At 39.0% G+C, this 22,551-nt stretch carries 22 protein-coding genes; 14 read left to right on the top strand and 8 right to left on the bottom strand.

The annotated features are described in order from the left end of the window. Positions 1–203: 203 nt before the first annotated feature. On the bottom strand, positions 204–626 hold the full coding sequence (locus H4J63_RS11640; RefSeq protein ID WP_002961042.1) for a DUF2721 domain-containing protein: 423 nt from the start codon (positions 624–626) through the stop codon (positions 204–206). Positions 627–709: 83 nt separating this feature from the next. Between H4J63_RS11640 and H4J63_RS11645 the strand changes: the two genes are divergently transcribed. Genes H4J63_RS11645 through tsaD form a run of 3 tightly spaced genes read left to right on the top strand, consistent with a single transcriptional unit; the run spans position 710 to position 2,698 of the window. After that, the gene (locus H4J63_RS11645; protein ID WP_165744225.1) at positions 710–1,063 is read left to right on the top strand and encodes a DUF2007 domain-containing protein; all 354 of its coding nucleotides are present in this window, start codon (positions 710–712) and stop codon (positions 1,061–1,063) included. After that, the gene (locus H4J63_RS11650) at positions 1,056–1,646 is read left to right on the top strand and encodes a YjaG family protein (RefSeq protein ID WP_002961040.1); all 591 of its coding nucleotides are present in this window, start codon (positions 1,056–1,058) and stop codon (positions 1,644–1,646) included. The genes H4J63_RS11645 and H4J63_RS11650 overlap by 8 nt, the downstream gene beginning before the upstream one ends. A gap of 38 nt (positions 1,647–1,684) precedes the next feature. Next, positions 1,685–2,698, top strand: coding sequence for a tRNA (adenosine(37)-N6)-threonylcarbamoyltransferase complex transferase subunit TsaD (tsaD, locus tag H4J63_RS11655; RefSeq protein ID WP_182196669.1), 1,014 nt, complete (start codon positions 1,685–1,687; stop codon positions 2,696–2,698). A gap of 11 nt (positions 2,699–2,709) precedes the next feature. Here tsaD and plsY read toward each other — a convergent pair whose 3' ends face one another. After that, positions 2,710–3,321, bottom strand: a complete 612-nt coding sequence (plsY, locus tag H4J63_RS11660; protein ID WP_024604055.1) for a glycerol-3-phosphate 1-O-acyltransferase PlsY — start codon at positions 3,319–3,321, stop codon at positions 2,710–2,712. A gap of 230 nt (positions 3,322–3,551) precedes the next feature. Between plsY and folB the strand changes: the two genes are divergently transcribed. The 8 genes from folB (at position 3,552) to H4J63_RS11700 (ending at position 9,718) form a co-directional block, all read left to right on the top strand. Beyond that, positions 3,552–3,911 carry a dihydroneopterin aldolase gene (folB, locus tag H4J63_RS11665; RefSeq protein ID WP_007584738.1) on the top strand — a complete coding sequence of 120 codons (360 nt, stop codon included), beginning with the start codon at positions 3,552–3,554 and terminating at the stop codon, positions 3,909–3,911. After that, positions 3,912–4,400: a 2-amino-4-hydroxy-6-hydroxymethyldihydropteridine diphosphokinase gene (gene folK / locus H4J63_RS11670; RefSeq protein ID WP_182196672.1), complete on the top strand. Its 489-nt coding sequence runs from the start codon at positions 3,912–3,914 to the stop codon at positions 4,398–4,400. Continuing rightward, entirely contained in the window at positions 4,397–5,197 is an 801-nt protein-coding gene (locus tag H4J63_RS11675) for an undecaprenyl-diphosphate phosphatase (RefSeq protein WP_182196674.1), read from the top strand. Before folK ends, H4J63_RS11675 begins: the two co-directional genes overlap by 4 nt. A gap of 175 nt (positions 5,198–5,372) precedes the next feature. Next, positions 5,373–6,728 carry a UDP-N-acetylmuramate:L-alanyl-gamma-D-glutamyl-meso-diaminopimelate ligase gene (mpl, locus tag H4J63_RS11680; RefSeq protein ID WP_182196677.1) on the top strand — a complete coding sequence of 452 codons (1,356 nt, stop codon included), beginning with the start codon at positions 5,373–5,375 and terminating at the stop codon, positions 6,726–6,728. 1 nt (position 6,729) lies between these two features. Beyond that, positions 6,730–7,350, top strand: coding sequence for a flavin prenyltransferase UbiX (locus H4J63_RS11685; RefSeq protein WP_024600592.1), 621 nt, complete (start codon positions 6,730–6,732; stop codon positions 7,348–7,350). Then, a complete protein-coding gene (locus H4J63_RS11690) occupies positions 7,350–8,279 on the top strand; it encodes an ABC transporter ATP-binding protein (RefSeq protein ID WP_182196679.1) in 930 nt (309 codons plus the stop codon). Before H4J63_RS11685 ends, H4J63_RS11690 begins: the two co-directional genes overlap by 1 nt. After that, a complete protein-coding gene (locus tag H4J63_RS11695) occupies positions 8,280–9,047 on the top strand; it encodes an ABC transporter permease (protein WP_007584748.1) in 768 nt (255 codons plus the stop codon). Beyond that, the gene (locus H4J63_RS11700) at positions 9,047–9,718 is read left to right on the top strand and encodes a tRNA (guanosine(46)-N(7))-methyltransferase TrmB (protein WP_170071966.1); all 672 of its coding nucleotides are present in this window, start codon (positions 9,047–9,049) and stop codon (positions 9,716–9,718) included. Before H4J63_RS11695 ends, H4J63_RS11700 begins: the two co-directional genes overlap by 1 nt. A gap of 6 nt (positions 9,719–9,724) precedes the next feature. Here the strand turns inward: H4J63_RS11700 and H4J63_RS11705 are convergent, their stop codons facing one another. Next, positions 9,725–11,605 carry a GGDEF domain-containing protein gene (locus H4J63_RS11705; protein ID WP_024604062.1) on the bottom strand — a complete coding sequence of 627 codons (1,881 nt, stop codon included), beginning with the start codon at positions 11,603–11,605 and terminating at the stop codon, positions 9,725–9,727. Between the two features lie 265 nt (positions 11,606–11,870). Between H4J63_RS11705 and panP the strand changes: the two genes are divergently transcribed. After that, positions 11,871–13,496 (top strand): pyridoxal-dependent aspartate 1-decarboxylase PanP, encoded by a 1,626-nt coding sequence (gene panP / locus H4J63_RS11710; protein WP_182196682.1) that lies wholly within the window; start codon positions 11,871–11,873, stop codon positions 13,494–13,496. 65 nt (positions 13,497–13,561) lie between these two features. Here panP and serA read toward each other — a convergent pair whose 3' ends face one another. The 4 genes from serA to H4J63_RS11730 are packed head-to-tail and all read right to left on the bottom strand — an operon-like array spanning position 13,562 to position 16,668. Continuing rightward, entirely contained in the window at positions 13,562–14,791 is a 1,230-nt protein-coding gene (gene serA, locus H4J63_RS11715; protein ID WP_024600597.1) for a phosphoglycerate dehydrogenase, read from the bottom strand. Between the two features lie 9 nt (positions 14,792–14,800). Continuing rightward, complete coding sequence (rpiA, locus tag H4J63_RS11720) at positions 14,801–15,454, bottom strand: ribose-5-phosphate isomerase RpiA (protein WP_182196684.1); 654 nt, start codon at positions 15,452–15,454, stop codon at positions 14,801–14,803. Between the two features lie 53 nt (positions 15,455–15,507). Further along, positions 15,508–16,104, bottom strand: a complete 597-nt coding sequence (locus H4J63_RS11725) for a 5-formyltetrahydrofolate cyclo-ligase (RefSeq protein WP_101164181.1) — start codon at positions 16,102–16,104, stop codon at positions 15,508–15,510. 18 nt (positions 16,105–16,122) lie between these two features. After that, positions 16,123–16,668, bottom strand: coding sequence for a hypothetical protein (locus H4J63_RS11730; RefSeq protein ID WP_182196687.1), 546 nt, complete (start codon positions 16,666–16,668; stop codon positions 16,123–16,125). A 293-nt stretch (positions 16,669–16,961) separates the two neighbouring features. Between H4J63_RS11730 and H4J63_RS11735 the strand changes: the two genes are divergently transcribed. Next, entirely contained in the window at positions 16,962–18,950 is a 1,989-nt protein-coding gene (locus H4J63_RS11735; RefSeq protein ID WP_182196690.1) for an LTA synthase family protein, read from the top strand. Positions 18,951–19,045: 95 nt separating this feature from the next. Here H4J63_RS11735 and metK read toward each other — a convergent pair whose 3' ends face one another. After that, positions 19,046–20,197, bottom strand: coding sequence for a methionine adenosyltransferase (gene metK / locus H4J63_RS11740; RefSeq protein WP_002958976.1), 1,152 nt, complete (start codon positions 20,195–20,197; stop codon positions 19,046–19,048). A gap of 304 nt (positions 20,198–20,501) precedes the next feature. Between metK and tkt the strand changes: the two genes are divergently transcribed. Further along, positions 20,502–22,493, top strand: a complete 1,992-nt coding sequence (gene tkt / locus H4J63_RS11745; protein ID WP_182196692.1) for a transketolase — start codon at positions 20,502–20,504, stop codon at positions 22,491–22,493. The last annotated feature ends 58 nt before the right edge of the window (positions 22,494–22,551 follow it).

A 22,551-nucleotide genomic window follows, 5' to 3' on the forward strand; every position in this document is an offset into this window, starting at 1 on the left:
ATGTCCCGTCTGTTAACATTAATCTTGGCATGTAGGTTCGGTGTAAAGTTTTCTGGCGAATTCAATTATACCTTATCTTCATGCTGTTTGTTTTTCATACCACAAAGATCAACACGCCCTAATTAATAAAAAAGTACGCCCCAAAAAGGGGCGTTCATACAACATGATTGTGACAAATAATAGAGTGTTTTATTTATAAGACTCTATTTTACAAAATTTCTATTTATTCGGCTGCTTAGCGGTTTATTTTCAATGCTTTGTAGTTCTATCTCGATTGCATCACAGGAAATATGTATTTCAAATAAAGACGTTAATAACGATAAACTTAAGCAAGCTAAGCTAATGCCAAATAAAATAATTCCTGTGGCATTAAACTCAATAAATAATGCAAACATTGATAGTGTACACAGTAGAAAAGAGGCTACCCCGTACACTTGCATCGTTCTAATTAGCTTAATACGTTTACGTAAGTTAGTGATTTGAGCCACTACAACAGGCCGAATAGATTCACCTTCACGCGCATTTAGCTCCCTAATTAATTGCGCTAAAACTAAAAATCGGTTTGTATAGGCAAGTAATAGCAGCGATATGGCCGGAAAAAGTAAGCCCGGAGTTGTTAGTGTCATGTTGATTCCTTAAAAGTGCAGCATGTTAGTATGCTAATAATTTAGCGTAGGATATTGTTAACACAAAATAAATGAGGTGAGTATTGCAAAATATTAATAATAACAACACAACAGATAGCTCTTTTCAGTGGATCACAATTTATAAAGCCGAAAACACCCTTGAAGCTAATATTATTAAAGGTTTAATACAAACTGGTGGTATTGAATGTAAAATAAAAGGCGAGATGCTCCAAGGCGCATTAGGAGAAATTCCATTTGATCAGGCGCAAGTTAGTGTGCAGGTTTATGCGATAAAAGAGCGCCATGCGCGCCAAATATTGGTAAACTATCAACAAGTAAAACAATCCGCTCCAGATTGGGTGTGCCCTAACTGTAATGAGCATAATGGATCAACATTTGATTTTTGTTGGTCGTGTGAGACGTTAAAGAATGACTAAAGCAAATAATTTTCAGCGTATTAGAGAGCTTAACTATTTACAAAAGGCTGTTTTAGCAAGTGCTTTAATAGAGCGAATGCTGCCAAATTACGGTTTATTTAGCGAAGCAACAGGTTTTGGTGATGAAACCTTATTACGTAATTCGCTTAATGTTTGTTGGGAAAAAATATTACTGCCTAAAAGTAAAATAGATCTCGAAAAACAAGTTGAAAAAATAGAGCCAAATGTTCCTGAACTTGCTGATTTTGATATGTTTGGTACTTATCCTGCTATTGATGCTGCAACGTCTTTACTTAGCTTAATGCACGGTTTAGTGGCGCAAGATGAGCAAGAGTTCATTAGTGTGAGCAAAATATCTCAAGCAACAGTGGCTCGCTTTATTGAATATCAAATGACGGTTGAAGGTGAGATTGCTGATAACACAGCAGTGAGAGAGCACCCATTAATGCAGTACGAAATTGAAGTATTAGGTGAGCTAATTGATTTTGTAGAAAATATGGGGCGTATTACCTCTGATAGCGTAAAGGCACTCAAAAAGTTTGCCCTTGAAGATGGCCAAACAAATATTGGTCTTACGTTATAAAAGAAGCAAAGTAGAATTTAAAAGGCAGGAGAAGTACAGTGCGAATTTTAGGCATTGAATCGTCATGTGATGAAACGGGTATTGCAATATATGACGACGAAAAAGGCTTGTTAGCTCATCAATTATACAGCCAAGTAAAAGTACACGCTGATTACGGCGGTGTAGTGCCGGAACTTGCATCGCGCGATCATGTTCGTAAAACATTACCACTTATAGATGCAGCATTTGCACTAGCAGGTTGTGGCCCTGAAGATTTAGACGGTATTGCTTATACTGCAGGCCCAGGTCTAGTTGGTGCATTATTGGTAGGTACGTCTATTGGTCGCTCATTAGCATACGGCTGGGATATACCTGCGGTAGCAGTACATCACATGGAAGGGCATTTACTTGCTCCGATGCTTGAGGAAAATACCCCTGAGTTTCCGTTTATTGCATTGCTTGTATCGGGCGGTCATACCATGATGGTTAAAGTAGCGGGTATTGGACAATACGAAGTACTAGGTGAGTCAGTTGATGATGCCGCAGGCGAGGCCTTTGATAAAACGGCTAAGTTACTTGGTCTTGATTACCCCGGTGGCCCGCGCTTAGCTAAAATGGCTGAACAAGGCGTAGCAAAGCGCTTTGTATTTCCTCGCCCTATGACCGACAAGCCAGGTCTTGATTTTAGTTTTAGTGGTTTAAAAACAGCGGCATCAATCACGATTCGTGAAAATGACGACGACGATCAAACTAAAGCTGATATAGCGCATGCATTTCAAACAGCGGTTATTGATACGCTGGTTATTAAGTGCAAGCGAGCGCTTAAACAAACAGGTATTAAGCGTTTAGTAATCGCCGGTGGCGTAAGTGCAAATACACAGCTTCGACTGCAGCTTGAACGCGTAATGAAAGGTATGAAAGGCGAAGTTTTTTATCCGCGTACTGAATTTTGTACCGACAACGGTGCAATGATTGCTTATGCCGGAATGCAACGTTTAAAAGCAGGGCAATTTGCCACGCTTGATATGAAAACAAAACCTCGTTGGCCTATAGATAGCCTTGAGCCGATTTAATGACTCATATTTTAGATATTTTTGTTTTCATCGTTGGGTGCTTTTTTAGCACCCACTTTTGGTTCTTCCCCACTAAATAATCGAATAATATTAGTACGGTGACGAAATATAATTAACAGCGTGATAAAAGTAACGGGAAGAGTATAAAGTGGCTTTATTAGCCATGTATACAAGGGCGCTAAAGATACAGCTACAAGCGCCGCCAGTGATGAATAGCGTGTTATTGCCACTATAACTAACCAAGTACACACAAGTAAACCTGCCAATGATAAGCCAATAGGTAATAATGAGCCAAATGCCGTTGCTACGGCTTTACCGCCTTTGAAGCTAAAAAACAGTGGGTACATATGACCTAAACAAGCAGCTACTGCGACTAAACCAAGCTCTAAAGGTTCAACTTCTAAAAAATAAGCCCCCCATACCGGAATAGTGCCTTTTAAAATATCAAACACTAGAACCAAGCAAGCCGGAAATGCTCCGCCTAATCTATAAACATTTGTAGCTCCTGGGTTATTAGAACCACTATTACGAGGGTCTGGGAGTTTGAACAACCGCGACACTAAAATAGCCGACGAAATCGACCCAAGTAAATAAGCTAAAACAAACATTATAGTGGCTAACACGCGCTTCCTTATTTTTTAATTGCTATACCAATTGATAGTGCTTTTAGGCTATTATTGGCAGCAAAATTTATCGTAAAAATTATTAACAGGCTATTTAATAGCTAGTTTAGTTATTTTGCTATTGTAGAAGTTATTTTTACATATTTAAACACTGGCTAAACCATATACAGTATTAATTTTATTGATGCTTAGTATAGTTGCTTAGTAGTTTGTTGTTATTTGGAGTATCAATGGATAAGGTTTTTATATCTCAATTGCACGTCGACACTATTATTGGAGTGTACGACTTTGAAAAAGAAAGTAAACAGAGCCTTTATTTTGATATTGAAATGCTTAGTGATATTAAGCCTGCAGCCGAAAATGACGATATTAATTTAGCACTGGATTACTCAAAAGTAAGCGAACGCGTTATTAAGCACTGCACTGCAAAACCTGTTGAGTTGCTAGAAACTTTGGTTGAGCAGTTGGCTGAGATTATTTTAAGCGAGTTTAATACGCCACAAGTTACTATAAGAGTAAGTAAACCTGCAGCAGTAGCACAAGCACAAACTGTGGGTGTTGAAATTACACGTGTTAAGGCAACTGACTAAATGGCCCAAATTTATATCAGCCTAGGGTCAAATATAAATAAAGCGCATTATATACAATGTGCATTAATTGCACTTAAGCAGCACTTTGAGCACATTGTGCACTCGTCTGTTTTTGAAAGTGAAGCAGTTGGGTTTGCTGGCAATAATTTTTATAATTCAGTAGTTGGCGCTACAACTGATATGTCGCTTGCTGATGTATGCGCTTTATTAAAACAAATAGAACGTGATAATGGGCGTACAGCAAACGATAAAAAATTCAGTCCACGAACGCTCGATTTAGATTTACTGTTTTATGATGATGTAACTTGCGATTCCCCAGCGCAATTACCACGTGATGAAATAACTAAAAATGCATTTGTATTACAACCTCTGAGTGAGGTTGCCCCAGATTTTTATCATCCTGTAGCTAAGCAAACGATTGCGCAGTTATGGAATGGATATAATAACCCTCAACAAAAGCTATGGAAGGTGGAGTTTTCTAACCTATGAGTATTATCGAAATAATTATTTTAGCCCTCATACAGGGATTTACTGAGTTTTTACCAATATCGAGCTCTGCGCATTTAATTCTCCCATCGCAAATTTTAGGCTGGGAAGATCAAGGGCTTGCGTTTGACGTAGCAGTACATGTTGGTACTTTAATAGCCGTCGTTATTTATTTTCGTAAAGAAGTAGTAGATATACTAAGCGCATGGTTTAAATCTTTTGGTAAGCAAGGCACTACCGATGACAGTAAATTAGGCTGGTGGATTATCTTAGGTACAGTGCCTGCCGCTATTTTAGGTTTACTTTTAAAAGATTTTATTGAGTTATACCTGCGAAGCGCTTGGGTTATTGCTACTACCACCATTGTATTTGGTTTATTGCTTTGGTACGCGGATGCAAAAGGGAAACAAATTAAAACTATTTATCAGCTTAATTGGAAAACAGCACTTATTATTGGTTTTGCACAAGCTGTTGCAATGATCCCGGGAACTTCTCGCTCAGGTATCACGATGACTGCTGGTTTAATGCTTGGAATGAATAAGCAAAGCGCAGCGCGTTTTTCGTTCTTACTGGCAATTCCAATTATTTCTATGATGGGGCTTTATTATACTGCAGAGCTTGCTTTGGGTGACCATGTGGTTGATTGGAATACATTATTACTAGGTGTGGTGCTATCGTTCTTATCGGCTTATGCATGTATATTTATGTTTTTAAAAGTAATAGAGCGAATGGGCATGTTGCCATTTGTGATATATCGTTTATTGCTCGGTGTAGGTTTAATAGTATTTTTAATGATGTAGCAAATAATGACTAATAAAAAAGCCTTCTAATTAAGAAGGCTTTTTTATTATCAAGTGGTCATTTTGGCACGAGTGAAATGCTTACTCGTAATGGTAACTAAGCACGAATTTTGGCATTATAGCGCCACTAAACTTTGCATAGCTGTAAAGTGAGCATACGATTTAAGGAAAGTATATGCATATACATATTTTGGGCATTTGTGGCACGTTTATGGGTGGAATTGCAGCCATTGCTAAATCATTAGGTCATAAAGTAACGGGTTCTGATCAAAACGTTTACCCACCAATGAGTACGCAACTTGAAGAGCTTGGCATTGAACTGACTCAAGGCTACAACGTGTCTCAATTAGAGCCAAAGCCAGATATGGTAGTAATCGGTAATGCAATGAGCCGTGGTAACCCGTGCGTAGAATATGTGCTTGATAAAGGTCTGCCTTACACCTCAGGCCCTGAATGGCTTAAACATAATTTATTACAAAACTCGTGGGTACTTGCTGTCGCCGGTACGCATGGTAAAACAACCACAGCAAGTATGCTTGCTTGGGTGTTAGAGTACGCAGGTTTAAAACCAGGGTTTTTAATTGGCGGCATAGTCCAAAATTTTGGTGTATCGGCCAAAGTCGGTGAAACGCCATTTTTTGTTATTGAAGCCGATGAATACGACACTGCTTTTTTTGATAAGCGCAGTAAGTTTGTCCATTACCTTCCGCGTACACTTATTTTAAATAATCTTGAATTCGATCACGCTGATATTTTCGAAGATTTAAACGCAATAAAAAAACAATTTCATCACTTAATGCGTACATTACCTCAAAGCGGCAAGGTAATTTGGCCTAAGCAAGACGTAGCGCTTAATGACGTAATAGCACAAGGGCTTTGGAGCGAAAGCGAAACGCTAGGCGATGATTGGAGCTATGAATTAATAAAAGCCGATGGTAGTGGGTTTAATGTACTTTTAAATAACGAAAAGCAGGGCACTGTTTGCTGGCAAGCAATAGGCGAACATAACGTTAAAAATGCAATTATGACTATCGCAGCAGCGCGCCATGTGGGTATAGCTGTTGATCATAGTATTGATGCCTTAAGTGAGTTTATTAGCCCTAAGAGGCGTATGGAGCTAAAGGCTGATATAAATAATATTAAGGTGTATGACGATTTTGCGCATCACCCAACAGCAATTAAAACTACGCTTGCAGGACTGCGCGCGAAAGTAGGCGATGAAAAAATTATCGCTATTTTAGAGCCGCGCTCAAACACCATGAAAATGGGTGTGCATCAATATACATTATTAGATTCACTGCGTGATGCTGATGACGTACTACTTTTTGAACCAGAGAATCTAAATTGGTCGCTAAAAGAGCAAGCAGATAAAGCGGGTATGCAGTGCTTTAGCAGCACACAAACAATTATTGATACGGTGCTTGAAAATATTGAGCCTAATCAACATATTTTAATTATGAGCAATGGTGGTTTTAATGGCCTTCATCAACACCTTGTTGATGGTTTAGCTGATAAATACAGCGGAGAATAGTGTGCAATTTAAAGATAGAATTACGCTCGCTTTTAGCGGTGCATCAGGTGCACCTTATGGTTTAAGGTTGCTTGAAGTATTGCTTGAGCAGCAATTTCAAGTTTACGTACTTATCTCAAGTGCAGCACGAGTGGTGCTTGATACAGAATCAAATATTAAGCTCTCTGGTAACGAAGATAAAGCCACTGAGCAGTTAAGTACGCTGTTTAATGCTAAATCTGAGCAGTTAAAAGTATACGGTAAAGATAACTGGTTTAGCCCTGTGGCTTCGGGCTCTGCTGCACCTAAAAAAATGGTGGTATGTCCATGCAGTGCTGGGTCGGTTTCTGCAATTGCAGTAGGGGCGTCAGATAACTTATTAGAGCGCGCCGCTGATGTCGTTATTAAAGAACGCGGACAGTTAATTTTAGTGCCGCGCGAAACACCATTTAACGAAATTCATTTAGAAAACATGCTTAAGTTATCTCGTTTAGGTGTGACCATAATGCCAGCAGCGCCTGGTTTTTATCATAAGCCACAAAGTATTGAAGACTTAGTCGATTTTATGGTGGCAAGAATTTTAGATCATTTAAACATTGAACATAACCTAACAAAACGTTGGGGTTATGGTGAGGGTAAGTAATGAATAAGCAAAATATTGCTTTAAATATAGAAGGCCTTACCAAGGTTTACAAAAATGGTGTTGAGGCTATTAAAGGCGTTGATTTACAAGTTAAAGAGGGCGACTTTTTCGCTCTACTTGGTCCAAACGGAGCAGGTAAATCAACCACTATTGGTGTTATTTCGTCACTTGTTAATAAAACAAAAGGCAAGGTAGAAGTATTTGGTTGTAATATTGATACTGATTTAGAAGCTGCAAAAGCGCATTTAGGCTTAGTGCCGCAAGAGTTTAACTTTAGTCAGTTTGAAACACTTAGCCAAATACTTGTTAACCAAGCCGGTTATTATGGTGTGCCACGTGGCGAAGCCCACAAACGTGCTGATAAGTACTTAGCGCAGCTTGGCTTACTTGAGAAAAAAGACAAACAAGCACGTACGCTTTCAGGCGGTATGAAACGCCGATTAATGATTGCGCGTGCCCTTATGCACGAACCTAAGTTGCTTATACTTGATGAGCCAACAGCGGGGGTAGACATAGAACTTCGTCGTTCAATGTGGGATTTTTTACGCCAAATAAATGAGCAAGGCGTTACTATTATTTTAACTACACACTACCTTGAAGAAGCAGAGTTACTGTGTAAAAACATCGCCATAATCGATAATGGCCGAATTGTTGAAAACACTACTATTAAAGCATTGCTTGCAAAACTTGATAAAGAAACCTTTATTTTAGACTTAAAAGTGCCAGCAAGCCCTGTCACGCTTGAAGGTTATAAGTTTACGATGACGGACGATCATACTGTTGAAGTGGAAGTCGCTAAATCTCAAGGGCTAAATGCTGTATTTAGTGCATTAACAGCTCAAGGTAATACTGTGTTGAGTATGCGAAATAAAGCAAACAGATTAGAAGAGTTATTTGTAGGATTACTAGAGCAAGGGCGGGGCGAATAAATGTTTAAATATGGTGTAGCCTTAAAGAGTTTATGGATTAAAGAGTGTATCCGTTTTTTACGTATTTGGGTGCAAACTTTAGTACCGCCAGCAATTACGATGAGCTTATATTTTGTTATTTTTGGTAACTTAATTGGTTCACGTATTGGTGATATGGGCGGCTTTAGTTATATGGAGTTTATTGTACCTGGCCTTATAATGATGTCGGTTATTACTAATTCCTATTCCAACGTAGCCTCTAGTTTTTACTCAACAAAGTTTCAAAAAAGCATTGAAGAGCTTTTAGTTGCACCTGTACCTAACTACATCATTGTTCTAGGTTATATGGGTGGCGGTATGACACGCGGTATTATGGTGGGCTTTATAGTGACCTGTGTGTCGTTATTATTTGTTGATATCCAAATTCATAATATTTTTGTAATTATGGCGACGGTTATTTTAACCTCAGCTGTGTTTGCTTTAGGTGGTTTAATTAATGCAATTTACGCAAATAGTTTTGACGATATAAGCATTATCCCCACCTTTATACTAACGCCATTAACTTACTTAGGCGGTGTATTTTATTCAATTACGTTGCTGCCTGAGTTTTGGCAGAATGTATCACAAATCAACCCTATAATTTATATGGTTAACGCATTTCGTTATGGCTTTTTAGGTGTGTCGGATGTTGATTTGAGCGTGGCTCTTGGGGTTATTTTAGTATTTATAACAGCGTTATTTACATTGGCGCTTACATTGATCAAAAAAGGTGTGGGGCTAAGACACTAATGAGTGATGCAAATTCACGTAGTATTGTATCTAATCAAGCGGGTATTCACGAAAAGCTTGATGAAATAGTAAATAAGCACTTAGATGCTGAATTTAAAAAGCCAATTGCAGCTCATACCCAAGCCGCATTTGACGAGGTTAATGCCAAAGTACAAGCCTTTAGTGGCCCGCTTATTTTAGATTCGTGTTGTGGCGTAGGTGAAAGCTCAGCTAACTTAGCTAAGCGCCATCCTGATGCACTTGTAATCGGTATTGATAAATCGTCGCACCGCTTAGATAAGCACGATGTTGAATATAAGCAAACCGACAGTGGTCAGTACATCTTAGTGCAAGCAGACTTAAATGACTTTTGGCGTTTAGCGGTTGCTGCTAATTGGCAACCTACGCACCATTATTTGTTGTATCCAAACCCGTGGCCTAAATCTAAGCATATTCGTAGGCGCTGGCATGGCGCAGCTATTTTTCCATTTATCGTTAAGTTAGGTGGAAAATTAGAAGTGCGCAGCAATTGGGATATTTACGTTAAGGAGTTTGCTCGGGCGCTTGAATTAACAGGCAACCCTTGCGATGTAACACTTTATGAGTCAAACGATGCAATTACGCCTTTTGAGCGTAAATACTGGGCCAGTGGCCAGCAAAGCCACCGACTCGTTATAAACTTACCTTGCTAAAGTAAGTTAAAGTGCTAATTCCTCTGTAACCGTATTAACATGTGGCACTGGGTGGGCAAAATAGTTGCCTTGCATTAGTGTCACATTCGCCTTTTTAAGTGCGGTTACTATGGTTGCATTTTCTACGGATTCTGCCATTAATTGTAAACCAAGTTGATTAGCAAAACTGGCTATATGTTCAATAAACAAGTAGATGTCTTTGTCATTCACTATTTGCTTTATTAGTGCGCCATCGAGCTTAATACCATCTACTTCAAGCTTAAGTACGTTTGATATATTTGAATAACCACTACCAAAGTCATCAATAATAACCTTAACGCCTTTCGTTTTAACCATTCCAATAAATGCTTTTACTTCAGAAAAGTTAGCAATAGCTTGGGTTTCTAAAAGCTCTAGTGTGATATTACCAGGATGCGGATAACGCTTAAGTTCGTCCGCAATAAACTCACTTAAATTAGGGTCGAGCATATCTTGTGCAGTTATATTTAAACTCCAGCAAATATCTGTTTTTCTAAAGCGACTAACACATTGTGAAAATATAGTACGGGTCAGTATGCCGTCCATTCTTGAGCGAGTAACAACATTTAAAAATGCATCAGGTTTTAATACTTCACCTTGGGCTGTTACCATTCGAGCTAAACATTCGTATTGAACAACTTTATTGGTATTAGTATCAATAATGGGTTGAAAGTAAGGCACTATACGGTTGTTATCAAACGCTTCACGCACCTCTTTAGCCATTTCTACATTGTATTGATATTGCGTTTTTACATCGTGTAGCGCTTTTGAGTAGTTAACTACATTATGCCTGCCTTGTTTAGCTTGCAGCGCTGCTATATGAGCGTTTTCAAGTAGTAGCGATTTATTACCACTGGCAATACCTGCACATAGGGTTATATAAATAAAAGGATCAGTTAACACTGGGGTATTAAAGTTATATGTTTTTACGAGCTCGGTAAATTCGTCATTACTCATTTCTTTTGGCGCGAGTAATACTATTTTATTGGTTGCTAGCCTGTATATATGGCAATGCGCAGAGCTTCTGAGCTTAAAGTGAATAAGTAAGTTTTTCATTACTTTATCACCCACTTCAGTGCCGTAGAAACTGTTTATATCTTCTATTTCATTAACCCAAATAACGGCTAACTGCATGTGATGTGCATTACTTTTTTTAATAAAGTACTCAAGAGCAATATGATTTGAAAAACCAGTACTAGAGTCAGTTGCTAAAGAGCGCTTTAGTAAATAAATATATATAGCGGCAACAAGTATTGCGATAAAAAAGAAGAAGCTAGCCATTGCAGCAGCTTTCGACACACTTTCTTTAAGTTGTTCGTTTAAATTGTAAATAGTTATATCGGCACCCGTTAAATAGGTATTGCCGTTAATAGGGTCAACGTAAGGAATAAAAATAGTTTTAAAGTGGCCCCACTGATCGCTCGATATTTCAAATATAGGTTCTGTTGAATAAAAAGCACTTATATTGGCATCGGTAGCTTCAGGGTAGAGATCTAAAAATTGAGTTACTTTGCCATTATTCTGATCGTCTTGCGTGTAGCTTGATGAGCTAAAAAGAACCTTTCCGTCTTTTAAAATCATTGAATACACATAAGCAATATCAAGTGCTTGAGCGAACTCAGAGAGCTGTTTACTCTTATTTTGATAGTAAGAAAAACTTATGTTGTCGCCTTGATTAACCGCACTTAGGTAATTTTCACCTAAGATATGTTTAACGCTGGTGGCGGCATTAAGTAAGCGATTATCAACCGACTGCATTATTTCAGCACGCGTAGTTTGGTAAGTGTAGTAAACGTAGGTAAGCAAGCTTATTAAAAACAAGCTAAAGCCTGCCACTATCCAACTAACTTTGACTCTTCCTTCTGGCATATGTGTCCCTTTTTTGTTATCAAATTTATTATACCCAAAATAAGTAAATGCCCAATAAATAATTAGGTTTGGTAGAGTTTTAATTAAATTATCATTTTTTTGTCATCGCTTTGATTGCTTTTATAGGTTTAAACGAGACATTTTAGTTATATTGCAGTAAAGTTAGCGCAATTTTTAAAGAAACACGATTGCTCTAAATGTCCTAAAAAAATAGGCGTTTTTGATGGGTAAGCGCGTGTTTTAGCTACACACACTAGGTATTGAGATGGATCAAAAGCGTTGTGCCGTCGCCTCTAAAGAAAGCCTTAAGCGTATATTTACTGTACCTGAAGCGCCAGACTCAACTTTAAGCAAAATCGAGCTTGAAATTTCGAGTAATTTAGCAGGTTTTCTAAACGAAAATATAGCGGCAATTGAAAAACCATTACATGAAATCGAAAAAGATTTTCAGTCGGCAGTGATCCCAGAGGATCCAACGTTTGTATCTGCTTATGCCCAAGACATAATGGAGCAACTTGTTGCGCATTCTGTGCATACAGCTGCGCCTAGCTTTATTGGTCATATGACCTCTGCCTTGCCGCATTTTTTATTACCGCTATCAAAATTGATGGTAGGGCTAAATCAAAATCTAGTAAAAATAGAAACGTCTAAAGCGTTTACGCCTCTTGAGCGTCAAGTGCTTGGAATGATGCATCATTTAGCTTATGGGCAAGAAGATTCGTTTTATTCTAAATGGATGCACAGTGCTAAAACCTCATTAGGTGCATTTTGCTCAGGTGGAACGGTTGCTAATATTACTGCGCTTTGGATTGCGCGAAACCGCTTATTAAAACCCGATGGTGATTTTAGAGGTATTGGCGCACAAGGCCTAATTGCCGGTATGCTGCATTACGGCTATAAAGGTTTAGCAGTATTAATATCAGAACGCGGACATTACTCATTAGGTAAATCAGTTGATTTACTCGGTATTGGTCGCGATAACTTAATTGGTATTAAAACCTGCGAAAAGAATAAAGTTGATGTAGGAGCTATGCGCGAAAAAGCACGTGAGCTTGAATCGCAAGGCATTAAAGTAATGGCGATTATTGGGGTAGCGGGTACAACCGAAACCGGTAATATTGACCCACTTGATGAAATGGCCGACTTAGCACAAGACATTAACTGCCATTTTCATGTAGATGCTGCATGGGGAGGAGCGACCCTTTTATCGAACACGCATCGCCCTTTACTAAAAGGGATTGAGCGAGCAGATTCAATTACCATCGATGCACATAAACAAATGTATGTACCAATGGGAGCGGGCTTAGTTTTATTTAAAGATCCCGCTGCCACAGATGCAATAGAGCATCACGCTGAGTACATATTACGTAAAGGTTCAAAAGACTTAGGTAGCCACACGCTTGAAGGCAGCCGACCTGGTATGGCAATGTTAGTACATGCTTGCTTACGTGTTATTGGTCGTAAAGGTTACGAAATGCTGATTGATCGAAGCATCAAAAAAGCACATTACTTTGCTGATTTAATTAAAGCTGATGAAGACTTTGAGCTTATTTCAGAACCTGAATTGTGCTTATTAACGTATCGTTATGTACCTAAGCAAATTAAACAAGCAATAGCCGATGCAGATGCTGCAACTCGGTTAGATATTTTTGCTTCATTGAATCGTTTTACTGCCAGTATGCAAAAACGTCAGCGAGAGTCTGGTCGCTCATTTGTATCACGTACTCGTTTAACGCCTTCTAAATACGACAATCAACCTACCGTTGTATTTAGAGTGGTACTTGCAAACCCGCTTACCTCAGGCGCTATTTTAAAAGATATATTGGCTGAGCAAAAAGAGTTGGCTGCAACAGATCCGGTATTCAAAAAATACTTGAGAAAGTACATGTAAACTAAATACAAAAAAAGGGTCACTTTGAAGTGACCCTTTTTGATATTAGAATAGTTGATTAATTACTAATGCAGAATACGTGCTCTAATTGTACCCTCAACAGCGCTTAGTTCTTTAAGTGCTACTTCAGATTGATCTGTATCTACATCAATAACTACATAACCAATAGATGCGTCTGTTTGTAGGTATTGCGCAGCAATATTAATACCGTGCTGTGCAAACGCTTGGTTAATTTGCGTTAGTACACCAGGGCGGTTGTGGTGTACGTGTAATAAACGGCTACGATTAGCAAGCTCAGGCAGCGATACTTCAGGGAAGTTAACCGCAGTAATAGTTGAGCCATTATCTGAGTATTTAGCCAGTTTACCCGCTACTTCAATACCAATGTTTTCTTGTGCTTCTTGTGTAGAACCACCAATGTGCGGCGTTAAAATAACATTGTCGAATTGGCGCAGTGGCGATACAAATTCTTCATCGTTAGATTTTGGCTCAGTAGGGAACACATCGATTGCTGCACCACTTAGTTTTTTCTCTGTAAGCGCTTCTGCAAGAGCATCAATATCAACCACAGTTCCGCGTGAGGCATTGATCAAAATAGACCCCTGCTTCATAACAGCAAGTTCTGCGCTACCAATAAGGTTTTTAGTTTGCGGTGTTTCTGGTACATGTAAGCTAATAATATCAGAGCGTTGTAACAGCTGAGTTAGGTTATGAACTTGTGTTGCATTACCCAGTGATAACTTATCTTCGATATCGTAATATTCAACGTTCATACCGATATTTTCAGCCATAATACCTAGCTGAGTACCAATGTGACCGTAGCCAATAATACCTAAAGTTTTACCACGTGCTTCAAACGAACCATTTGCTGTTTTTAACCAGCCACCACGATGAGCCGCTGCATTACGCTCTGGAATACCGCGTAATAAAAGTAGAATTTCACCAAGTACAAGTTCAGCAACTGAGCGAGTATTAGAAAATGGTGCGTTAAATACAGCAATACCGCGTTCGCGTGCTGCATCTAAATCAACTTGGTTTGTACCAATACAAAAACACCCAACAGCAACTAGTTTGTCAGCTGAGTCTAATACGGCTTGGTTAATATGAGTACGAGAACGAAGTCCTACAAAGTGAACATCTTTAATGCGCTCTTTAAGCTCGTCCTCAGGTAAGGATGTTTTAACGTAATCGATATTGCTGTAACCGTTACGTTTTAGCGTTTCAACAGCGCTTTGGTGAACACCTTCAAGCAAGAGAATTTTAATTTTGTCTTTTGCTAACGATACCTTACTCATAACCTCATCCTATTTAATTTGTGGCCCATTTTTGGTACCGATAATCACTTTATCAGCACCTCGCATCGCAAATAGGCCGTTGGTAACTACGCCAACAATTGAATTTATTTGTGCTTCAAGTTGTTTAGCATTGGTAATTTTTAAGTTAAATACATCTAATATCACGTTACCATTATCGGTAACTACGCCTTGGCGATAAACAGGGTCACCACCAAGTTTTAATAATTCTCGTGCAACGTAGCTGCGCGCCATTGGAATAACTTCTATCGGAAGCGGGAAGTCGCCCAATGTATCTACCAGTTTTGTGTCATCAACAATACACACAAATTGTTTTGCAACTGCCGCTACTATTTTTTCACGTGTTAGCGCTGCGCCGCCGCCTTTAATCATTTCGTTTTGAGCGTTTATTTCGTCAGCGCCGTCAACGTATACATCTAAAGCAGCAACGTTATTAAGCTCAAATACTTCAATACCCAACGCTTGTAGGCGCGCGGTTGAGGCTTCTGAGCTTGATACAGCGCCTACAATAGTGTCCTTTACTGAGCCAAGGGCATCAATAAAGTGATTAACAGTAGAGCCTGTACCCACACCTACAATGGTGTTTTCTTTTACAAACTCGAGTGCTGCCCAAGCAGCTGCTTTTTTTAATTCGTCTTGTGTCATTGCTTTGTGCTCATGTATGTCAGAAATATGCGGTTAGTAATCAAATTTAATTGTTACCAACAGTATGTTTTATCTGGGGTGATAATGGTTTTAAGTGGTACATCCCACGACTCGATTGGTAGGGCCTCAACTTTTTGGCATTCATGTGCAAGGCCAATTAGTTGTGGTTTTTGCCAATTTTGTTCGTGTAAACGCGCCAAAGTCCGGTCGTAAAACCCACCTCCCATTCCTAGGCGATTACCTTGTTTATCAAATGCAACTAATGGCATAAGGAGGTAATCAAGCACTGGTAATGGGCATATTTGAGAGCAGTTCAGCTTAGGCTCCAAGATACCATAGCGATTTGCTCTCATGGGTGAGTTTTTCTCATAGCGCTGAAAGAGTAAATTAGCGCCATTGAATGGGTGTATTATAGGTAGGTAAACGGTATGGTTTAAACTCCATAATTCTTTAATTAACAATGAAGTGTCTAACTCCCCATCGTTACTTAAGTAAATGGCAATATGCTTTGAATTCGTTGTTTTTTCGCTTTTTAAATGTTGAATAAAATTCATTTTTAGCGATTGCGCAGCAATTATTTGCTGATTATTTGACAAGTTTTTACGGGTGTTACGAATTTCTGCTCTTATTTTTGCGCGTTTATTACTCATTAAATTAATTAGCCATTCTTAAAAAGAGAATAAATCGGGAAAAATTAAAAAAACAGCCAGTACTACTAGCAAAATGGTGGCAGTTGCAATCAATGAATATAAAAGTAAGTTACTGCGTTTTTTAGGAGGCGCTAAATCCTCATCTAGCATTAGGTCGTCATCTTGCCATTCGTCAACATTTTCGTCTGGTGCTTTTAATTGAGCTTCAGGAAGGCGTTGCTCTAGCTCGTCTAACTTTTCTTCAAGGCGAATTAAGCTGCTAGTGATGTAATCGAGTGCATCAAAAATACGTTCATCACGTTGGTTGTTTGCAGCAGGGGCAGAGCTATTTTGAATAGCGTTTGAAACAGCTTGAAGCTTACTTTTAATGCCTAAGCTTGCTAGTAACTTAGCTTGTTTTAATGCTTTGTCTTTATTACTTGGCGCAAACAGTGGCTTACCTTTAAAAAAAAGAGCTACTTTTTCATCTGACGTTTTTAATTTTGTAGCTAAATTTGTACATGCTGTTTTTATGTCAACGTTATCGGCAAGTCCTGCAAATATAACGCGAAAGTTATCGGCCATTTAACTATCCCTAAAGCTTTATAATGAAGCGAGTATAAACCGAACCCCTTTATAAATGTATCTCTATGTAAAATAAAATTGTTAAACGTATCTATTTCCCAAAAGATTACTTATAGAAAAAGTTGATTAGTATTTCAATAGAATATTCCATTACTTGCAATTAAATGTGAATGGAATATTTTATATGTAAAATTTTTTCTTTAATTACAAGTGATTACAGCTATTTCCTTGTTGAAATAGCTTAAACAAGTAAAATTGTTTTCCTAGGGGTATAATATATTAGGTACAGGATTTTGCTAAACACACACACACTTCCATCTAGTCGCTGGCTAGAATTTGTAAAAGAAAGCGGACGTATCGCTACTCTTTGGTTTGCTGGTGTACTACTTTTTATGGGTTTTCGGATTTTCTTTTTAATTCATTTTAGTGATCGTATTACTTCCGAACTAGATATTGATTCAATAATCGCGACATTAAAAGCGGGTCTAGCATTTGATTCTGCCGCGACGGGAGTCTGTTTTAGTATTGTTTTTATTTTAAACTGTATTTTACAGCCTCTGCGTTTAGGACGATGGGTTAGAAAAGCACGTATATATACAAGCCGAATATTTTTCATTACGTCAACAATACTATGTATAACGAGTATTACTTACATTGCTGAATATGGAAGCCAGTTTAACTTTTTTATGTTTGAAGGGCTAAATGACGATCAACAAGCTATTGCATTAACTGTAATCGAGCAATATAAACCGTGGGGGAGCCTGCTTAGTTTAGTTATTTTATTAGCGATAGCATTTAAAATAAATAAACTAGTTGATAGGAAAAGCTATAGTGCTATCAATCATCTTTTCACCACGAATATATTAAAGCGTACGATTTTAGTTGCATTGATTATTGTTTTATTTGTTTGTGCAATAAGAGGATCATTTGAAACTCGTCCTGCTTCTCGAAAATGGTCAGCAGTAACGACAGATGCTTTTGTAAATAATCTTGTAATAAACCCGTTTCGAAGCTTTATATATGCCATTAAAGATTATAATGATTTACAAAGTTTTGGTTTAAATGGTCACAATCCTTACTTACGAAAAAATGCACCTGACATAGATAACCCTTTAGCGACGCTTGAGAAAAAAACCAGTGCGCCAATGTTAGCGGCACCTTCACAAGTGTTTTTTATTGTTATGGAAAGTTATGATGCTTGGCCGTTACAGCAAAAATATACATCGCTCAATTTAACTAATGAACTACGTAATTTAGCTAGTAAAGGTATATATTTAAATAATGTATTACCTGCAGCAAGCAGTACTATGAATTCGCTATCTAGCCTTATGTCTGGTATAGCGTTTTCGGGCGTTAACATGAGCCGTATTGGACCACAAAAACCAGCGAGTAAGTTATCAATATTTAATCAACTTGAGCAACTAGGTTATCAAAGTCGATTTTATTATGGCGGCTTGCTGTCATGGCAAAATATAGGCGAATATGTGCTTTCACAAGGAGCTGATAAAGTATTTTCGGCTGCAGACACTGGAGGTAAAGGAAGTGCTGGTGTGTGGGGAATTGATGATGGTCAGTTATTTGATTTAGCCGATACTAAAACAGATGAAAAAAGTTTTAACTTAATCATGAGTGGGAGTTATCACGGGCCATTTAACTTAGATTTAGATAAGTATGGGTATCCTTTAAAATCAGTTGCTGACTATCCAAAGGAAATTCAAGCTTTAGATGATGACTTATTAGACCCTTACGTATTAGGGCATTTATGGTATGCCGATAAAATGCTTGGTCAATTTGTTCGTAAAATGGAGCAGCGCTACCCAGATGCATTATTTGTAATTACAGGTGATCACTATAGTCGCCGTTATTTACATCATCGCCCTGATCTATATGAACTAACACATGTACCGCTTGTTATTTATGGTAAAGGTGTAAATCCAAACTGGGTATCGAGCGATCAATTAGCGAGCCATATGGATATTGCACCTACATTATTAAACTTAATAGCACCGCAAAATACGACATTTTATAGCATGGGCCAGTCGCTATTAAATCAACCTAAAGATCGTACTGTATTTGGTTTTCAAACTGTGCGTAAACCAGAACAGCTTTGGCGTGGTGATTTTTCGTCAATGTATGAGTATCAAAAAGTTCAACCAGAGGATCGGATTAACTTAGTACCACTTAAGCCGCAGCCTTTTGAACCAATTGATGTAGCAACAGAGCAAGCTTATAATAAGTATATGGCTACAGCGTGGCAGTTACTTACTAAAGGAATGGATTAATAGATTTAAAAGTAGCTTTTAAAGCTGCTTTTGCTCAATTAGTTTACATATAAAAAAAGCGCCAATTGGCGCTTTTTTTATATTTACTTAGCCAATCAAAGGCCAGCAGCTGCGCGAAGTGCGTCTGCTTTATCTGTACGTTCCCAAGGGAATTCGTCACGACCAAAGTGGCCGTAAGCCGCTGTAGGCAGGTAGATAGGGCGCTCTAAATCAAGCATTTGAATTAAGCCGTAAGGGCGTAGGTCAAAGTGTTCACGAATAAGCTCGATTAAACGGCTTTCTTCTAGCTTGCTTGTACCAAATGTTTCAACGCTGATAGATGTAGGCTCTGCAACACCGATTGCGTAAGAAACTTGTAATTCACATTTATCAGCAAGGCCAGCCGCAACTACGTTTTTAGCAACGTAACGTGCAGCGTATGCAGCTGAGCGGTCAACTTTTGATGGATCTTTACCAGAGAAAGCACCACCACCGTGACGAGCCATACCACCGTATGTATCAACGATGATTTTACGACCTGTTAAACCACAATCGCCCATTGGTCCGCCAATTACAAAGCGACCCGTTGGGTTAATGAAAAATTTAGTCGCGCTTGTAATAAGCTCTGCAGGAAGTACCGGCTTGATGATAGTCTCCATCACCGCTTCTACTAAATCTTTTTGCGAAATGTCTTCGCTGTGCTGAGTAGATAGTACTACTGCATCAATACCTACTGGCTTACCATTTTCGTATGCAAAAGTAACTTGAGATTTTGCATCTGGACGTAACCAGTTAAGCTCGCCGCTTTTACGTACTTGCGCTTGGCGCTGTACTAAACGGTGTGAGTAAGTAATTGGCGCAGGCATTAGTACTTCTGTTTCGTTACATGCGTAACCAAACATAAGACCTTGGTCGCCAGCACCTTGTTCTTCTGGGCTAGTACGGTCAACACCTTGGTTAATGTCAGGAGACTGTTTACCAATAGTGTTTAAAATTGCACATGAATCTGCATCGAAACCCATGTCTGAATGCGTGTAGCCAATTTCACGTACTGTTTTACGTGTAATTTCTTCAATATCAACCCATGCGCTAGTAGTGATTTCACCACCAACCATAACCATACCTGTTTTTACGTAAGTTTCGCACGCAACACGGGCATGAGAGTCTTGCTCTAGGATAGCATCAAGTACCGCATCAGAGATTTGATCGGCGATTTTATCCGGATGACCTTCAGAAACTGATTCAGAAGTAAATAAATGTTTTGCCATTGTAATTCTGCTCACAAATATTGCGCTTCACAAACGTCGGTATTAGCGCTAAAAAATTAAGGGGCGTATTTTATCGAAAACAAAACACCTTGCATAGTGTTTTTACGCCTAGACGTCTAAATAAAATTACTAATAACTTTTTGGTCTTAAAAAATATTCATAATGCCTCACTTTTATAGGGTTTTTAATTGCACACAGCCCCCACAATAAGTAAGAATGGTCGATATAAACAAACCCAAGTTACTTGGGTGCATAAACAAACACATAAATACCCGCGCAAATACACATAAAGGTAGGAGAATTCATGCCATCTCGCAAAGAACTTGCAAATGCTATTCGCGTCTTGTCAATGGACGCAGTACAAAAGGCCAAATCTGGTCACCCTGGAGCCCCTATGGGCATGGCTGATATCGCAGAAGTATTATGGCGCGATTATCTAAAACACAACCCAACAAATCCAGAGTGGGCTGACCGTGACAGATTTATTCTTTCAAACGGCCACGGTTCAATGCTTATCTATTCTCTATTGCATCTAAGTGGTTACGACTTACCACTGGACGAAATTAAAAACTTCCGTCAAATGCATTCTAAAACACCAGGTCACCCTGAATATGGCTATGCACCAGGAATCGAAACTACTACGGGTCCATTAGGTCAAGGGATCACAAATGCCGTAGGTATGGCAATTGCTGAAAAAGCGCTAGCTGCACAGTTTAACCGCGAAGGTCACGATATTGTTGATCACTTTACCTATGCATTTATGGGCGATGGCTGCCTTATGGAAGGTATTTCTCATGAAGCTGGTTCACTTGCAGGCACATTAGGTCTGGGTAAACTTGTTGCATTTTGGGATGACAACGGCATTTCAATCGATGGTGAAGTAGAAGGTTGGTTTACAGATGACACGCCAGCTCGCTTTAAAGCATACGGTTGGCATGTAATTAGTGGTGTTGATGGCCACGACAGCGATGCTATAAGTGCTGCAATTGCAGAAGCTAAAAGTGTTACCGATAAACCATCACTAATTTGTTGTAAAACAATTATTGGTTACGGCTCACCTAATAAATCTGGTAGCCACGATTGTCACGGTGCTCCACTAGGTGATGACGAAATTAAAGCGTCTCGCGAATTCTTAGGTTGGACTGGCGATGCGTTCGAAATTCCTGATGATATTTACGCACAATGGGATAGCAAAGAAAAAGGTCAGCAGCTTGAATCAAGCTGGGACGAAAAATTTGCAGCATACGCAAAAGCATACCCAGAGCTTGCAGCTGAATATAAGCGTCGTATTAATAACGAACTGCCTGGCGATTGGGCTGAAAAATCTCAAGCGTACATTGAGCAATTACAAGCAAACCCTGCAAACCCAGCGTCTCGTAAAGCATCGCAAAATGCATTAAACGCATTTGGTCCGTTATTACCAGAATTTATGGGTGGCTCAGCCGATTTAGCAGGCTCAAACTTAACAATTTGGGATGGCTCTAAAGGTTTAACACACGACGATGCAAGCGGTAACTACATTTACTACGGTGTACGTGAGTTTGGTATGTCGGCAATTATGAATGGTATTGCCCTTCATAAAGGCTTTATTCCTTACGGTGCTACGTTCTTAATGTTTGTTGAATATGCAAAAAATGCCGTACGTATGGCTGCATTAATGAAGCAACCAAGCATTTTTGTATACACGCACGATTCAATCGGTTTAGGTGAAGATGGTCCAACTCACCAACCAGTAGAGCAAATTGCAAGCATGCGTTTAACGCCTAACTTATACAACTGGCGCCCATGTGACCAAGTTGAGTCGGCAATTGCATGGCAACAAGCTATTGAGCGTAAAGACGGTCCTACATCGTTAATTTTTACTCGCCAAGGTCTTGAGCAACAAGCGCGTGACGCACAGCAATTAGCAGACGTTAAAAAGGGTGGTTACATCCTTAGCTGTGACGGCAATCCTGAAATTATTTTAATTGCAACGGGTTCTGAAGTGCAACTAGCACAAGATTCAGCAACTGAGCTACGCAGCCAAGGTAAAAAGGTACGTGTTGTATCTATGCCATGTACTGATGCCTTTGAAGATCAAAGCGCAGAGTATAAAGAAAGCGTATTACCGGCATCTGTTACACGCCGCGTAGCAGTAGAAGCAGGTATTGCTGACTACTGGTACAAGTACGTAGGTCTAAATGGCGCAGTAGTAGGTATGACTACCTTTGGTGAGTCAGCGCCTGCAGGCGAGTTGTTTGAGCACTTTGGTTTTACAGTGGCAAACATTGTAAGCAAAGCAAACGAGCTTTTTTAATCGCTTTGATTAAATAAAGTAAGTAATTGAAAAACCCGCACATGCTGCGGGTTTTTTA

The sequence above is a fragment of the Pseudoalteromonas sp. 5Ae-yellow genome, from assembly GCF_014077565.1.
Lineage (GTDB): Bacteria > Pseudomonadota > Gammaproteobacteria > Enterobacterales > Alteromonadaceae > Pseudoalteromonas.

Excerpts from the sequence above, each read along its gene's own strand:
- H4J63_RS11640 (WP_002961042.1), bottom strand. The coding sequence starts at position 626 with ATGACACTAACAACTCCGGGCTTACTTTTTCCGGCCATATCGCTGCTA.
- H4J63_RS11650 (WP_002961040.1), top strand. The coding sequence starts at position 1,056 with ATGACTAAAGCAAATAATTTTCAGCGTATTAGAGAGCTTAACTATTTA.
- folB (WP_007584738.1), top strand. The coding sequence starts at position 3,552 with ATGGATAAGGTTTTTATATCTCAATTGCACGTCGACACTATTATTGGA.
- folK (WP_182196672.1), top strand. The coding sequence starts at position 3,912 with ATGGCCCAAATTTATATCAGCCTAGGGTCAAATATAAATAAAGCGCAT.
- H4J63_RS11675 (WP_182196674.1), top strand. The coding sequence starts at position 4,397 with ATGAGTATTATCGAAATAATTATTTTAGCCCTCATACAGGGATTTACT.
- mpl (WP_182196677.1), top strand. The coding sequence starts at position 5,373 with ATGCATATACATATTTTGGGCATTTGTGGCACGTTTATGGGTGGAATT.
- H4J63_RS11690 (WP_182196679.1), top strand. The coding sequence starts at position 7,350 with ATGAATAAGCAAAATATTGCTTTAAATATAGAAGGCCTTACCAAGGTT.
- H4J63_RS11695 (WP_007584748.1), top strand. The coding sequence starts at position 8,280 with ATGTTTAAATATGGTGTAGCCTTAAAGAGTTTATGGATTAAAGAGTGT.
- H4J63_RS11700 (WP_170071966.1), top strand. The coding sequence starts at position 9,047 with ATGAGTGATGCAAATTCACGTAGTATTGTATCTAATCAAGCGGGTATT.
- H4J63_RS11705 (WP_024604062.1), bottom strand. The coding sequence starts at position 11,605 with ATGCCAGAAGGAAGAGTCAAAGTTAGTTGGATAGTGGCAGGCTTTAGC.
- panP (WP_182196682.1), top strand. The coding sequence starts at position 11,871 with ATGGATCAAAAGCGTTGTGCCGTCGCCTCTAAAGAAAGCCTTAAGCGT.
- serA (WP_024600597.1), bottom strand. The coding sequence starts at position 14,791 with ATGAGTAAGGTATCGTTAGCAAAAGACAAAATTAAAATTCTCTTGCTT.
- rpiA (WP_182196684.1), bottom strand. The coding sequence starts at position 15,454 with ATGACACAAGACGAATTAAAAAAAGCAGCTGCTTGGGCAGCACTCGAG.
- H4J63_RS11725 (WP_101164181.1), bottom strand. The coding sequence starts at position 16,104 with ATGAGTAATAAACGCGCAAAAATAAGAGCAGAAATTCGTAACACCCGT.
- H4J63_RS11730 (WP_182196687.1), bottom strand. The coding sequence starts at position 16,668 with ATGGCCGATAACTTTCGCGTTATATTTGCAGGACTTGCCGATAACGTT.
- metK (WP_002958976.1), bottom strand. The coding sequence starts at position 20,197 with ATGGCAAAACATTTATTTACTTCTGAATCAGTTTCTGAAGGTCATCCG.
- tkt (WP_182196692.1), top strand. The coding sequence starts at position 20,502 with ATGCCATCTCGCAAAGAACTTGCAAATGCTATTCGCGTCTTGTCAATG.